The 15330-nt window shown below is 55.0% G+C and carries 11 protein-coding genes and 1 tRNA gene; all 12 read right to left on the bottom strand.

Features of this window, described 5'->3' with window-relative positions:
* Window positions 1–7: 7 nt before the first annotated feature.
* The 12 genes from H7U06_RS09755 to H7U06_RS09700 all read right to left on the bottom strand — a co-directional run bounded on the left by H7U06_RS09755 (window position 8) and on the right by H7U06_RS09700 (window position 15323).
* Window positions 8–103: transfer RNA gene (locus tag H7U06_RS09755), tRNA-Sec, on the bottom strand.
* Window positions 104–112: 9 nt separating this feature from the next.
* Window positions 113–2023, bottom strand: a complete 1911-nt coding sequence (gene selB, locus H7U06_RS09750; protein WP_175625921.1) for a selenocysteine-specific translation elongation factor — start codon at window positions 2021–2023, stop codon at window positions 113–115.
* 7 nt (window positions 2024–2030) lie between these two features.
* Complete coding sequence (gene selA, locus H7U06_RS09745) at window positions 2031–3479, bottom strand: L-seryl-tRNA(Sec) selenium transferase (RefSeq protein ID WP_175625920.1); 1449 nt, start codon at window positions 3477–3479, stop codon at window positions 2031–2033.
* Window positions 3479–4495 (bottom strand): formate dehydrogenase accessory protein FdhE, encoded by a 1017-nt coding sequence (gene fdhE, locus H7U06_RS09740; RefSeq protein WP_175625919.1) that lies wholly within the window; start codon window positions 4493–4495, stop codon window positions 3479–3481. The genes selA and fdhE overlap by 1 nt, the downstream gene beginning before the upstream one ends.
* 22 nt (window positions 4496–4517) lie before the next feature.
* Window positions 4518–5138 carry a formate dehydrogenase subunit gamma gene (locus tag H7U06_RS09735; protein WP_175625918.1) on the bottom strand — a complete coding sequence of 207 codons (621 nt, stop codon included), beginning with the start codon at window positions 5136–5138 and terminating at the stop codon, window positions 4518–4520.
* An 11-nt stretch (window positions 5139–5149) separates the two neighbouring features.
* A complete protein-coding gene (gene fdxH, locus H7U06_RS09730; RefSeq protein WP_175625917.1) occupies window positions 5150–6094 on the bottom strand; it encodes a formate dehydrogenase subunit beta in 945 nt (314 codons plus the stop codon).
* Window positions 6095–6103: 9 nt separating this feature from the next.
* Entirely contained in the window at window positions 6104–9175 is a 3072-nt protein-coding gene (gene fdnG, locus H7U06_RS09725) for a formate dehydrogenase-N subunit alpha (protein ID WP_175625916.1), read from the bottom strand.
* Between the two features lie 87 nt (window positions 9176–9262).
* Window positions 9263–9553, bottom strand: a complete 291-nt coding sequence (locus H7U06_RS09720) for a hypothetical protein (protein ID WP_175625915.1) — start codon at window positions 9551–9553, stop codon at window positions 9263–9265.
* Window positions 9554–9784: 231 nt separating this feature from the next.
* Window positions 9785–10402, bottom strand: coding sequence for a hypothetical protein (locus H7U06_RS09715; protein ID WP_175625914.1), 618 nt, complete (start codon window positions 10400–10402; stop codon window positions 9785–9787).
* 91 nt (window positions 10403–10493) lie between these two features.
* Window positions 10494–11120, bottom strand: coding sequence for a phosphatase PAP2 family protein (locus H7U06_RS09710; RefSeq protein ID WP_175625913.1), 627 nt, complete (start codon window positions 11118–11120; stop codon window positions 10494–10496).
* Window positions 11121–11449: 329 nt separating this feature from the next.
* Entirely contained in the window at window positions 11450–12025 is a 576-nt protein-coding gene (locus tag H7U06_RS16270; protein WP_217703453.1) for an SEC-C metal-binding domain-containing protein, read from the bottom strand.
* A gap of 142 nt (window positions 12026–12167) precedes the next feature.
* Window positions 12168–15323, bottom strand: a complete 3156-nt coding sequence (locus tag H7U06_RS09700; RefSeq protein ID WP_175625912.1) for a CusA/CzcA family heavy metal efflux RND transporter — start codon at window positions 15321–15323, stop codon at window positions 12168–12170.
* Window positions 15324–15330: the final 7 nt, after the last annotated feature.

Raw genomic sequence — 15330 nt, 5'->3', positions numbered from 1 at the left:
GTAATCCTGGCGGAAGGAAGCGGGAGTCGAACCCACCCGGCGACGCATGGCGCCACCAACTGGGTTTGAAGCCCAGCCGCCCCACCAGGGACGATTTCCTTCCGTACTTACTTCACTCCCCTGCGGGAAATAAAACTGTACCCGGGCGCAGCAAATGTTTGTCATCGACGCGCCGCAAAAAACCTATCCGGTCAAAGAATTCCAGTATCAGGATCGCACGCTTGCGTCCCAAGCCGGTCGCATCACGAAAATTTGCAGCTGTTACTTCACCGTCACGCTGATGGATCTCGCGCACCAGTGTCGCCAGCTTGCGTACCACCTTAGGATGGTAATACAAATCCTTAACGATCTGATACACGTCACCAGCTTTCGCCAGCCGGATAAATACGTGACGCACTTGCGACTCCGGCTGTTTGATCACATCGGCAATATCACGCACCCATGGAGGATCGAAATTACCTTCCAACAGCAAGGGCAAGGCACGTTCCGCAACTATCTTTTCTGCTGCCTGTAACTGCACGCCATGTTCAGCCAGATGCAGGAAGCCATTGCGCCTGGCCAGCACACCGTGCGCTGCCATACGATCTATCAATTGCGCCCATAATGCTTCCGACATGCGCGGCACTGCCAGACGGCGCGCTCGCTGCAGATCCGGCCCTATGTCTTCCGGATACTTGGCATGGAAGGCCTGCAAGGCATTAACGACAATAGCCTCATTCTCCTGCAAACGTTCCTGAGCAATCGCCCACGCCCGTCCCTGACCAAATACAATGCCCTCCAGCTCATCTGGATTAAATGGCCAGCCACGCAAGCCTGCACTGCGCAGCCACTCTGCACTATTGACGCCAAACGGTGCATGCGCGAGCGAGCCTTGCAAACGTATCGCCGGATCGCTACTGCGTTGTGTCTGCAGATAGGCTAGCCGCTGCGGTGTTTGGCGATAGCGCGCAGGCGCATGGGTATCGAGCACACTGCCACCTGCGACGGTGCGATTGGCAGATGCGTCGCGCAAGATGAAACGGTCACCATGCCACGCATTAACGGGTGTTTGCATCACCAGTTGCGCCAATCCTGCTTCGCCCGGCGCCAACGCCGACTGTCCAAGTATCGCCACTGAAGCCATGCATTCCTGTGTCGCCAGATGCATATGTACCAAGGTACCGGAACGCAGAGGGGTATCCTCGGTGCTTGCTACCTGCAGCCACACATCCATGCGTTCGGAACTTTGCGCAATCAGCGGATCGCATAGCATCTGTCCGCGTTCAACCTCACTACGCTCCAGCCCGACCAGGCCGACCGCACAACGCTGGCCGACATAAGCCAGTTCCATGTTTTGGCTATGTACGTGCAGACTGCGTACGCGATAGGTCTTGTCCGGCGCATGTGCCAGACACAACATATCGCCGGTACTTACCTGCCCTTCGGCAATGCTGCCTGCGACCACAGTTCCGACACCGTCCAGTGTAAATACCCTGTCCAGTCCCATGCGAAACGCTTTTTCGTTCGTGACGGCAGGCTGTATGCGTGCTGCTTCATCCTGCAGCAAGTTGCGCAACTCTTCTATACCATCGCCCTGCAAGGCCGATACACACAGTACCGGATAATCCGACAGGCCTGCTTCTTTCAGTAAAGCCTGCACTTGCCTGATACGTTCCTGTTTCAGATTTTCGTCTACACGATCTATCTTGGTAATCAGTGCGGCACCGCGTTGTACGCCTAGTAGCGACAGTATGCTCAGGTGTTCTATTGTCTGCGGCATGATGCCGTCGTCAGCGGCGACCAGCAGCAACGCAAAGTCGATGCCGCTGGCGCCAGCGACCATGGTACGCACCAGTTTTTCATGACCAGGCATATCCACAAAACCGATCAGATTGCCATTCGCTGCCAGCATGTAGGCATAACCCAGCTCTATCGTGATGCCGCGCCGCTTTTCTTCCGGCAGCCGGTCGCCTTCCTGTCCGGTCAGTGCGCGTACCAGCGCGCTCTTGCCATGGTCAATGTGTCCGGCCGTACCAACTATCATTGGCACCTCATATCAGACTCGCGCGCAGGTTTGCGAGTTGCGCCAATACTTCCGTAGCGTCATCCAGGCAACGGCAATCCAGCAACAAGCTATCATCCGCCACACGTCCTATGATGGGCAGTGGTAAAGCACGCAAGGCCGTCGCCAGATTGTCGAGCGCGGTACCAGTGCCACGTTTGCCAGACAGTACTGGCGAAATGGCAAGGCCAGCCGATGGCAAACGATCCACTGGCAAGGAGCCGGAACCGATCTGGCTCTGCATACTTTGCAGAGCAACTGTATAGCGCGGTTCCAGCGCAGCAGCCAGCGGTGCCAGCAAAGCTTGCGCAGTGGCAGTCACCTGTTCTGGCGTACGTGTGAGCCAGCGCAGCGTTGGTAAATCACGTGTCAACAATTCCGGTTGCAGATAAAGCGTCAGCGTCGCCTCCAGCGCTGCCAATGGCAGCTTGGACAGACGCAGCGCGCGCTTCATCGGGAATTTACGTATTTTGGTGATCAGGTCGCGTTCGCCGACAATTAAGCCAGCCTGCGGGCCACCGAGCAATTTATCGCCGGAGAAAGTCACGACTCCACAGCCAGCCGCCAGCATTTGTTGCGGCGTAGGTTCCTGCGGCAAACCTAGTTGCGCCATATCGACCAATGAACCGCTGCCAAGATCGGTTACCAGCGCGACGTTGCGTTCCCGTGCCAGTACTGCCAGTTCTGCTTCGGCTACGGATGAAGTGAAACCTTCCACCGCATAATTGCTGGTGTGCACCTTCATCAGCATCGCCGTGCGTTCATTGATCGCACGTTGGTAATCAGCCAGATGGGTACGATTGGTGGTGCCGACTTCGACCATAATGGCACCGGCACTTGCCATTACATCCGGCATGCGGAAAGCACCGCCTATCTCGACCAGTTCACCACGCGAAACGATGACTTCACGCCCGCCAGCCAGCGCAGCAATTGATAGCAATACTGCGGCAGCATTGTTATTCACCACGGTAGCCGCTTCGGCGCCGGTGATATCGCACAACAAGCCTTCTACTATGCTGTCGCGGTCACCGCGGCCGCCATCGACCAGATCGTATTCAAGGTTGTTCGGCCCTTCCATCATCGCTGTCAGATGACGTATCGCTGCTTGTGGCAATACGGAACGGCCAAGGTTGGTATGTATGACGGTCCCGGTCAGATTGAGTACCCGTCGCATGCGTGGTGCGAGTCGCTCTGTTATCGCCAGCGCAAGTCTGGTACCCAGGGTGTCGGTTTGTATGTCTGCCTGTTGCAGGCTGCCGGATAAAGCTTGCACACGCAGATTATCGAGCAGTACGCGCGCTTGCGTCGCCACCAGGGTATGGCCATGTTCTGTGAGTAAGGGCTGCACGGACGGCAGTCGCAACAGCTTGTCGATCGAAGGCAGATCCTGCGGACTGGCCTTCGAGCCGTGTACCACGGACTCTCCGGTCGCCGCCATTACCCGCCTCCGCCGTCGTCGTTGGATGCAGCTTCCGGGTCGCCAAACAGGAGCAGCAGACTGACGCCATGTCGCTGATATCCAGCTTCAGAGATCAGCAGGTCGAGGATGACGGAACTGAGGTCATCCGCCACCGGCTCGACTGCCGTATCGCGTTCAATGCGGACGATTTTGAGATAGTGATTACACTCGTCACAGGTTTCTACTTCTATTGCTTCTTTTGATACGGCATTGGTCGACGCGGTGTCGCCAGCGGCCTGCAGCGAATGGTAGTGGATGCCTTTGGTGCTTTCGCAATGGCTGCACTTGATGCGCACCATATGCCATTGGAGCGAGCACAGCGAACAATGGAGGTAACGATAATTACCTTCGCCGTCGACACGTGAAACCGAAGCGGTTGGCAAGCTGCCGCAGCAAGGACAACGAGTCGAATCGCCGATGCGGCCAAATGGTGCCAGTCTATCGTCGCCACGCGCTGCCACCGTTGCCAGCAGCATATGCGTCCAGTACACCTGTAAACCGGCAGCAATCAACGGTGCGATCGCCAGGTTCAGGCCAAACATGATGTTGTTGAGCAAGCGATCAGCCTGTAACTCCATTTCCTGATCACTCATTTGCTGCAATTCCTGCACCACTGCCTGTGCCGGATTGTTTGCCAGGCGCGGCAACAAGTTATCGAGCATGGTGCGCAAGGCGCTACGCCACAGTGGATCACGTGACCACAAGGCGGCAGGTAGAGGGGCTTGTGCAGTGCCACGCGCTGCATCCAGGGCCGCAGCATCAGGCAAGGCTACTGCCGGATATGCTTGCAAGGCCTGGTGCTGGGCATGTGCCAGTTCTGCGGCGAAAACCAGGAAGTCCTGCATCGCATGGGATGCAGCATGCTGCCGCAAACGGGTTTCGCGTGCAGAAAACACATCGAAACGTTCCGGCATGTGCAGGTGAGGAACCTGCTGTCCGGCGCGGACAGCAATCTCTTCAGGACTGAGCAGTGGACGTGCTTGGCTGATGGTCATGAATCGATTGTGCCCTCAAACCTTATTTTTCGCCACTGATTTTCCGATACCAGAGCAGATGGTGCTTGCGCGCCCATTTTTCACTGACTGTACCGCGCGTCATCGCTTGCACCGAACCCTTGACCCAGATCGCCGCATACACATGGATGATGACGCTGAGGATCAATACGGTAGCAGCGATGGCATGTACCAGCACCGCGATGCGGCGCACCACGATAGGGAAAAAATTCGCGAACCACGGTTGCCAGAACATAAAGCCCGTCACAAACAAGAGAACCAGGCTGATGCCAAACAACCAGAACACGACCTTTTGCCCGGCATTGTATTTACCTACCGCAGGCATGCCCTCCTCGTTGCCCTTCAGCAGCTCTGGTGCCTTCCTGACCCACTCACTGTCTTCGCGCGTCCAGAAGTTATCACGCCAGACTTGCAGGAACAGGAACACAAAACCCAACACCATCAATACGCCAAAGAATGGATGCAAGATGCGCGTCCACGATCCGCCACCAAACAAGGCGCTGAAGAAATACATCGATGGATGGAAGATTGCGAGACCGGTCAGGCCAGCACAGATAAACAGGAATGCAACGACCCAGTGATTGATACGGGTACGGTCCGGATAACGTTCTATGATTTTTGCCATGTCGCTACTCCTCAGACTATATCTGCGTTGCGCTTTTCAGCACCGTCATCCGGTGCTGCAGGCGGTTTGCTTGCATGTTCGTCTTCCGCATCAGCGTCCAGCGGGCCGACCTTGATGTAGTGGAAGAAGCCAGCGATCGTCGCACCTATCATGGCCGCTACCGCCAATGGTTTGGCGGCACCTTTCCACAATGCAACCAGCGGACTGATGCTAGGGTTCTCCGGCAAACCGTGATACAGATTCGGTTTATCCGCATGCTGCAGCACATACATCACATGCGTACCACCTACTCCTTGCGGATCATAGACACCCGCCTTGTCATAGCCGCGCTCCTTCAGGTCAACCACGCGTTCAGCAGCGAAGGTATGCATATCTTCCTTGCTGCCGAAACGGATCGCACCGGTCGGACAAGCCTTGACGCAGGCAGGCTCCAGACCAACGGTCACGCGATCCGAACACAGCGAACATTTATAGGCTTTATCGTCTTTCTTGCTGATGCGCGGCACATCGAACGGACAACCAATCACGCAGTTGCCGCAACCTATGCAGTGTTCACTGATGAAGTCGACGATGCCATTCGTATACTTGATGATGGCACCCGGTGCCGGGCATGCTTTCAGGCAGCCGGGTTCGTCGCAATGCATGCAGCCATCCTTGCGGATCAGCCATTCCAGACGAATGCCTTCGCTCTTGCTTTCCACTTCGACTTCCGAGAAGCGCATGACCGTCCATGAGTCTGGCGTCAGGTCGCGCGGATTGTCATAAGTGCCTATGGTGTCACCGACCGTATCGCGCAAATCATTCCACTGCATGCACGCTACCTGGCAGGCTTTGCAACCTATGCAGCTGCTGACGTCTATCAGTTTCGCCACTTCAGTCATGTGCGTGCGCGCCTGCGGGCTGGCAGTCGTAGTGGCCGAACGCAATGCAATATCAAGAGATTGTAGTGAGGACATAGTGACTCCTTAAGCCTTCTCGATGTTGACCAGGAACGACTTGTACTCCGGCGTCTGGGTATTCGCATCCCCCACGAATGGGGTCAGCGTATTGACCAGATAACCGGGACGCGCCACGCCGACAAAGCCCCAGTGATTCGGCAAGCCCACCGTGTCCACCTTCTTGCCATCGCAGTCCAGTTGCGGGATGCGCTTGCTGACCAGTGCGACACACTTGATATAGCCACGTTTTGACGACACCTTCACTTGATCCCCATTGGCGATACCTTTCGCTTTCGCCAATTGCTCGCTGATTTCAACAAACTGCTGCGGCTGGATGATGGCCGAAGTCAGCACGTTTTTGGTCCAGTAATGGAAATGCTCGGTCAGGCGGTAGCTGGTTGCCACATACGGGAAGTCTTTTGCCGTACCGAAGTTCGCCATATCTCCCTTGAAAACACGAGCTGCCGGATTGGCCCTGGCCTTAGGATTGTTCGGGTGCATAGGATTGTTATCCAGTGGCGATTCGAACGGTTCGTAATGCTCAGGCAACGGACCTTCTGCCATACCGCTAGGAGCGAACAGGCGTGACACACCTTCCGCCGTCATGATGAATGGCTGCACGCGATCTGCCTCGCCCGGATTCGCATCCGGCCGTATGTCAGGCACATCCGATCCGCCCCAGCTGGTTCCGCTCCACTGCACCAGCTTGCGTTTCGGATCCCATGGCTTGCCGTCCGGTGCGCTGGAAGCGGCGTTGTACAGGATGCGACGATTAGCTGGCCAGGCCCAGGCCCAGTTCAGCGTTTGTCCTATGCCCCATGGATCGGCATTGTCGCGCCGTGCCATCTGGTTGCCTGCCTGCGTCCATGAACCAGCATAGATCCAGCAACCGCAAGCGGTGCTGCCATCGTCGCGCAGCAAACCGAAACCCGATACCTGTTCTCCAGCTTTCGCCAGGAACTTGGTGGCATCTTTCGGATCGGCCAGATCAGTCAGGGCCTTACCGTTGTATTCCATCGCCAGCTCTTGTGCGGACGGGCTGTGCGGAATCTTGTACGGCCAGGTCAGGTTGACGATAGGGTCAGGGAATGCGCCGCCATCTTTTTGATAGGCGGTTTTCATCCGATGGAACAGATCGGCAATGATCTCTGCATCACCACGTGCTTCAGCGGGAGGTTCTGCGCCCTTCCAGTGCCATTGCAGCCAGCGGCCTGAATTGGTAAGCGAACCATCTTCCTCAGCAAAACAGGTTGATGGCAGACGGAACACCGCAGTTTGTATGTCCTGGGTTTTGACGTCGTTATGCTCACCGTGGTTTTTCCAAAACTCTGCCGTCTCGGTTGCCAGCGGATCGATGATGACCAGGTATTTCAGCTTGGATAAACCATCAACGATTTTCTTCTTGTCCGGGAACGAGCCAACCGGATTGAAGCCCTGGCAAATGTAGCCATTCATCTTGCCTTGGTTCATCAACTCGAAGGCTTGCAAGACGTCGTACACCTTGTCGAGTTTAGGCAGATAGTGGAAGGCCCACGAGTTTTCAGCTGTTGCGGCATTGCCCCACCACGCTTTTTGCAGGCTGACAAAGAACTTCGGATAGTTCTGCCAGTAGCTCATTTGATTCGGCCGTAAAGGCTTGAGCGCACGTGGTTTGTAATACGTCTCGAGATCCTGCTCGGCTTCGGTTGCCAGCGACAGATAGCCCGGCAAAGAGTTGGACAGCAAGCCGAGGTCAGTCAGACCCTGGATGTTGCTGTGTCCGCGCAAGGCATTCATGCCGCCACCGGCGATACCGATGTTACCGAGCAGCAGTTGCATGATGGCTGCGGTACGTATCATTTCCGAACCCTGGCTATGCTGGGTCCAGCCGAGTGCGTACATTACCGTCATCGCCTTGTTAGGCACGGCCGTAGTCGAGATCATTTCGCACACCTTGAGGAATTTATCCTTACGTGTGCCGGTGATACGGCTGACCATCTCAGGTGTGTAGCGCGAGTAATGCCGCTTCATGATCTGCAACACGCAGCGTGGATGCTCGAACGTAGGATCGACTTTGGCAAAGCCCTTGTCGTCCAGCTCATAGCCCCAGCTCTTGTTGTTGTAGCGTCGTTTGGCTTCATCGTAGCCAGTGAATAAACCATCACTGAAGCCGTAATCTTCACCAACGATAAACGAAGCATTGGTGTAGTTCTTGACGTACTCCTGCTGGATTTTATTGTTGCTGAGCAGATAGTTGAGCACACCGCCGAGGAAGGCGATATCGCTACCGGCGCGGATAGGCGCGTAGTAGTCGCTCATCGCAGCCGAACGCGTGAAGCGCGGATCGACGACGACCAGCTTGGCCTTATTGTGGTGCTTGGCTTCGATTACCCATTTGAAGCCGCAAGGATGGGCTTCGGCGGCATTGCCACCCATGATTAAAACAAGATCGGCGTTTTTGATGTCCACCCAGTGGTTGGTCATCGCACCTCGTCCAAACGTCGGAGCCAGACTGGCTACCGTAGGACCATGTCAAACCCTCGCCTGGTTATCGAAGACTAGCATCCCCATGGATCGCATCACCTTGTGTGTGATGTAACCCGTTTCGTTCGAGGATGCGGATGCTGCCAGCATACCGGTGCTGGTCCAGCGATTAACCAGCTTACCATCGGCATTATTGGCAACGAAGTTGGCGTCGCGATCTTCCTTCATCAGCTTGGCAATGCGTGCCATCGCCGTATCCCAGGACACCCGCTTCCACTCATTGCTGCCGGGTTCACGGATCTCCGGATACTTCAGGCGATTCGTGCTGTGTACGAAATCAAGCAAGCCTGCGCCCTTCGGACACAAGGTGCCGCGATTGACCGGATGATCAGGGTCGCCTTCGATGTGGATGATGTCGGACGTGACGTTCTTCGCCTTGTCGCCCAGGCTATACATAATCAGGCCGCAACCGACCGAGCAATACGGGCATGTATTACGCGTCTCAGTGGCACGGGCCAATTTAAAGTTACGCGCCTCTGCCAACGCCAACGTCGGCGAAAAGCCCAGTGCGGCCAGGCTGGATGCCATCAGCCCCGCACCGGTTACTTTAAAAAACTGCCTTCGGTTCATGTCCATCGGGTAGCCTCCTGCAAAATTGCTATCGGAACAAACAAATGGTGAAACTCGTCGATGCTGTTAATTGGTGTCGTGCTTAATCTGTAATTATTTCGGAGTTGAGCCGTCACCACCGGTGGGCGCAGGCGCTCCGCCGGACTTGGCACCGTCTTTTTCCTGATTGCCCGCGACGCCACCTATCGCGGTACCAGCCTCATGTGGCCCGGAACCGGATTTGGTCGTGGCTTCATTGCCGGATTGCGGAGTAATAGCAGCCGGTTGCTCGGCAGCGGGTGTAGTGACGGTGGGACTAGGTGGCGCGGACGGGGATTTCTTATCGCAGGCCGTCAAGGCGATGAGTGCAAACGCAAGACTGGCAAAAGTAAGCGGCGTATTCATGGCTGTCCCGAATATTGAGTGCATCAAATTCGACCCGGTATGGGTTGGCTGCAATAAATATAACAGTCAAAAGTTGCCACTACAAAGCCAAACGGGCTTTTTCCAATATGCTATTTATATCCATATATTTTTACACGGCAAAATTTCAGCCGATATCGGCTTTTGCCGCCATTAAGCAAAAAACCACTCCAAAATGGAGTGGTTTCGAGTGCAAACAGCCAGCCAGTGGGATTATCCGGCATCGCCACCACTGACAAAATGCCTCTCTTTATGCAGGTAATGCGCCAGCCATTGCAGCAGAGCCACTGCATCACCAAACTCCATGAAGCCTTCCTGCTCACCATCACCAAACAAAGGCTTGCCGTTCAGGCTGCTGTCTATGACCAATCCATCAAAGGTCGCCATCGGAATGTAACCTTGTGGAATTTTGAAGGTATTGGCATTCAGGATCGCATCCATGACATGGTCGAGGAATTGAATCTCCGGCGTGCGCATTGAGCCGAGATCATGCTCCTTCAGAAACATGCCTATTGATAGTAAAGCGTTGCTGATCACCACACGCAGATAAGTCGCTTTTTGCAAAGGGCTTTCATGCAGGGTTTTATTGGAAGCCTGGAAATCCAGGACGGTTGTCGCTTGCGCATTGTCCACCACGATATTACCGGCGGAACCTGTTTTTGCCTGTTTCTTCTTCCGGTGCAGCATGAGTACTGGTGCACCACCTGCGTCTGCAGCACCGGCTTTCGCTGGTTGCAGGATCATTGCGATTGATACAGGTAAAACCTTCAGTTGTTCTTCAATCAGGTGGATAGCTAATAGCGATCTGCTTTCTTTACACGCGTTGCTCATATCAACTCCTTCTGTGATGAATGGCCTGTTGAGAACGATAGTAAGTGCGGTACGACAATCAGACTGTACGCCAGCGCACGGCGAAATTCAATTACAGCAAAAATTTTTTGTGCAAAAAATGAAGCGCCGTATCCTGCCCGGCCTGCAAGGTCAGGTAGTTTTGATTGAATAAAATACGCAATGTCATTACCCAGCATAAAGCGACCATCCAGCCTGCAATAATATCGCTCGGATAGTGATAACCGAGATACATGCGACTCAGCCCTACCAGCGCGGCAAACAGAAATCCGCTCAGCAAGACCACCTTGTGCCAGCTGCTCAAGCGCAGCAATACCAGCAAGGTGATGACGATGGCCATCGAATGCGTCGCATGTCCACTCGGAAATCCAAACGATGTGTCCGGCGCATCCAACCACAGCTCAGGACGGGCGCGCTGTATCGTACCCTTCATGATGTTGCCCATCATCGCGGCACCGGAAACAGAGCATAACCAGAACAGTGCCGTGCGCCATTGCTGGCGATATAGTAAATAGCACAGTATGCAGACACTGATCACCGTGACCAGCATTGAGAACCACACTGCAAACTGGCTCAGCATGGATTCAGTCTCCACCCGCAGTGACCACAGCATGGTTCGTTCCAGAGCGATCCAGCTGCTATTGCTGATCGTGTCTGCCAAGGCGACAAACAAGATCAATGGCAAGAGGATGCCCAGCATACACATCAGTGCCCTGCTGCGTTCCTTGATCAGGCTTGTGCGGACATATGCAAACGCCGGTCCCAACCTATAAAAATTACGTTGTATCGCGCTAATCATGTTCACTCATTTGCATTTCGCTGCACTCAGGCGTCGGCACAAGTCGGCACGACACATCTAAAAAACAGCGCAATGCTAAGCAAGCAGGATGACGGCACGATGACAGCAACAGCCGTTAACCGTATTTATTCATAACAACGTGGCTTAGACTGAAAACGACGACACAAAAAAACAAAGGCTGAATCAGTAATCAAACTGATCCAGCCTTATATCAACAAAAAGACAAGGAATTAACGCGCCGCAGCGTGCGACTCAAATAAGGGGATACCGCGCTGTATCCGCATTTGCATGTCTTCCAGAAAGGCCGCCGGACCGTAACCCAAGGTCTGGCCGTGCTGTTCGTAGAAGAAAGGACGATTGGTCTGCTGGCTGAACTTCATCATCCATTCCAGCTCACTCTTTTCCAGATCGCGTCCGCCGTAGGCCAGGCGATACGCCGGTTGTCCGCGCCAGGTGGTCTGCACGATGATGACACCGAGTTTGGTCGGCTTGAACTCATCCGGGAATGGACTGCCTTCGTCGACCCAGCCACAGATGAACTGACGGCAAGGCGAATCAGGGCGGGTTTCATAAATGGTGCAACCGCCATCTTTCACAAAGTGGCAACGCACACCAGGACGCATTTCGTGACCATAGATGGTCGACTTCAGCCAGCCGTCACAGCAGGCGGTGCAATCCCCGCATTCGCGACGGGCGCTGCTGTATGGTACGGGGCGTACTGGTGCTATTTGTATAACCTTGCCGCAGCATTTCTTGTATTTATTGCCGCTGCCACAAGGGCAAGGATCGTTTCTGCTCGGTTTCACTGCCTGAACTGCCTTTCATACGATGACCGGATGCTGCGGGGTACTCAACTTACCTGCATGCATCCACGGTGTGACCTGTCGCGTAAAACGACTTGGATCCAGCCCTAGATTATGCACCACCCGGCCATTTTCATGTGCGTGCTCAGCTATTTACCGTGCTTTCAGCCTCCTCTTCCTTGCGGTAAGCCATCCGATACAACAAAGGCAAGACCAGCAGCGTCAGTACAGTGGACGACAAAATGCCGCCTATCACCACGGTCGCCAGCGGACGCTGGACTTCTGCACCCGTTCCGGTCGCGATAGCCATAGGGACAAAACCGAGCGAAGCGACCAGCGCTGTCATCAGGACTGGCCGCAAGCGTGTCAACGCACCTTCACGCACAGCCGCCGCCAGCTTATGCCCGTCTTCGCGCAGGCTGCGGATAAAGGTAATCATCACCAGGCCATTCAGTACCGCCACCCCGGACAGCGCAATGAAGCCAACTGCGGCGGATATCGATATCGGTATATCCCTTAGCCAGAGCGCGATGATGCCGCCAGTCAGCGCAAACGGTATGCCGCTAAAGACCAGCAAGCCATCCTTCATATTGCCGAACATGACGAACAGCAGTGTGAAGACCAAAGCCAGCGCTACCGGGATTACCAGTTGCAGGCGTTCGGTCGCTGATTGCAGTTGCTCGAACTGACCACCCCAGCTGGTCCAGTAACCGGACGGGATTTTGACTTGCTGTGCGATCTGATCTTCGGCTTCCGAAACAAAAGAGCCGATATCCCGTCCACGCACGTTGGCACTGACGACGATGCGACGCTTGCCGTTTTCGCGGCTGACCTGGTTCGGGCCTGGCGCCAGGTCCAGGGTCGCGACTTCAGACAGCGGAATAAAACTGGTACGCGTTGCGCCAGCCTGCTCACGTGGCAGCGGCAAAGGCAGGCGGCGTATCGCATCGAGGTCGTTACGCACGTTTTCAGGCAAACGCACCAGAATGTCGAAACGACGATCCCCCTGGAACAAGGTTCCCGCTTCCCGGCCCCCTATCGCAGTCGCTATCGTGTCCTGTACGTCAGCCACGTTCAAACCGTAGCGTGCCGTCTTTTCACGATCGATGTTCACTGTCAGCATGGGCAAGCCGGTGGTTTGCTCGACCTTCACTTCTGCCGCTCCCGGTATCTTGCCCATGACGGTCGCAATCTTGGCCGCCGTATCGTTCAGCACATCCATATCATCGCCAAACAACTTGACCGCGACGTCACTACGCACGCCAGAGATCAATTCATTGAAACGCAATTGAATCGGTTGCGAGAATTCATAGTTATTGCCTGGAAGCTGGGCCGCAGTTTTTTGTATCGCCGCCAGCAATTCAGCGCGCGACTTCTTCGGTTCCGGCCATTCGCTTTCAGGCTTGATCATGACCAGGCCATCGGAAATGTTAGGCGGCATAGGATCAGATGCGATCTCAGCCGTACCTATGCGGGACACCACGCGCTGGATTTCCGGATGTGCTTTGGTCAATGCGGTTTCCAGTTGTTTCTGCATTTCTATCGACTGCGTCAGGCTGGTGCCAGGTATGCGTAGCGACTGGATCGCAATATCACCTTCATTCAGGTTAGGCACAAACTCGCTACCCATACGCGTGACCAGCAGCCCCGACAGCAAGACCAGCACAAAGGCAAAGGTCAGTACCACAGGTTTGTTACCCATCACGTAGTCGAGTGCCGGTGCATACCAGCGTTTGGCTGCATGCATCAGTGCGTTTTCCTTTTCCGCCACTTTGTCACCGATGAAGAGCGCCACCGCTGCAGGAATAAAGGTGATGGACAGTATCATCGCGCCGATCAGTGCAATGACGACCGTAAACGCCATCGGATGGAACATGCGACCTTCGACGCCACTGAGTGCAAAGATAGGCAGATACACCACCATGATGATCAGTTGACCGAAAATCAGCGGACGGCGCGCTTCCTTAGCTGCCGCAAAGACTTCAAGGAAGCGTTCGCTGCGATTCAATGAGCGCCCTGCTGCGGCCTGCGCATGTGCCAGCCGTCGCACACAGTTCTCGACAATCACGACCGCACCATCAACGATGATGCCGAAGTCCAGCGCACCCAGGCTCATCAGGTTGGCGCTGACCTTGTAGGTCACCATGCCGCTGAAGGTAAACAGCATCGACAACGGAATCACCATCGCCGTAATCAATGCAGCGCGGAAGTTGCCAAGGAAGAGGAAAAGCACCACGATCACCAGGATCGCGCCTTCCAGCAGGTTCTTCTTCACGGTATTGATGGCTTTATCAACCAGTACGGTGCGGTCGTAGACCGTCACTGCGTGCACGCCTTCCGGCAGCGTGCGATTGATCTCCACCATCTTCTTGTCCACCGCTTGGGAGACGGTACGACTGTTCTGCCCGATCAGCATGAAGACCGTGCCCAGCACCACTTCCCTGCCATTCTCGGTGGCCGCGCCAGTACGCAGTTCGCGCCCTATCTCCACTTCGCCGACATCACGGATGCGGATAGGTACGCCCTGCACATTGCCGAGGATGATATTGCCGATGTCGGCTATCGACTGCACCTGACCTGGCGTACGTATCAGCAATTGCTCGCCACGCTTTTCGATATAGCCTGCGCCGACGTTGCCGTTATTGCGTTCTAGCGCGGTGATGATGTCTTGCAGGTTCAGGCCATATGAGGCCAGACGTTCAGCCACTGGTGCAACCTGGTACTCCTTGGCGTAACCACCGATGGAGTTGATTTCAGTAACACCCGGGACGTTGCGCAGTTGCGGTTTGATGATCCAGTCCTGGATCTCACGCAAGTCCATAGGTGTATAAGGCGAACCATCCGCTTTCTTTGCGCCTTCCTTGGCCTCTACCGTCCACAGGTAAATTTCGCCGAGACCGGTCGAGATAGGACCCATGCGTGGTGTTACACCTGTCGGCAGATACTCGCGTGCTTCCTGTAGCCGTTCACTGATCATCTGGCGTGCGAAGTAGATATCAGTACCGTCTTCAAAAATGACCGTGATTTGCGACAGGCCGTAGCGCGACAGCGAGCGTGTCTGCTTCAGGTGCGGCAAACCGGCCATCACTGTTTCCAGCGGATAGGTCACCCTTTGCTCGGTTTCCAGCGGTGAATAGCCGGATGCCTCGGTATTGATCTGTACCTGTACGTTGGTAATGTCAGGTACCGCATCGATAGGCAGCTTTTGATAGTTGTAGATGCCGAGCGCAGCCATACCTACCACAGCCAGCATGATCAGCCAGCGCTGCTCGATGGCAAAGCGTATTAAACGTTCAAACATGATGAAG

The organism is Herminiimonas sp. Marseille-P9896 (genome assembly GCF_903993245.1).
In the GTDB taxonomy this organism is placed as follows: domain Bacteria; phylum Pseudomonadota; class Gammaproteobacteria; order Burkholderiales; family Burkholderiaceae_D; genus Oxalicibacterium; species Oxalicibacterium contaminans.
The sequence above is the reverse complement of the archived record's forward strand: the minus strand, read 5'-3'. Positions and strand labels throughout refer to the sequence as shown.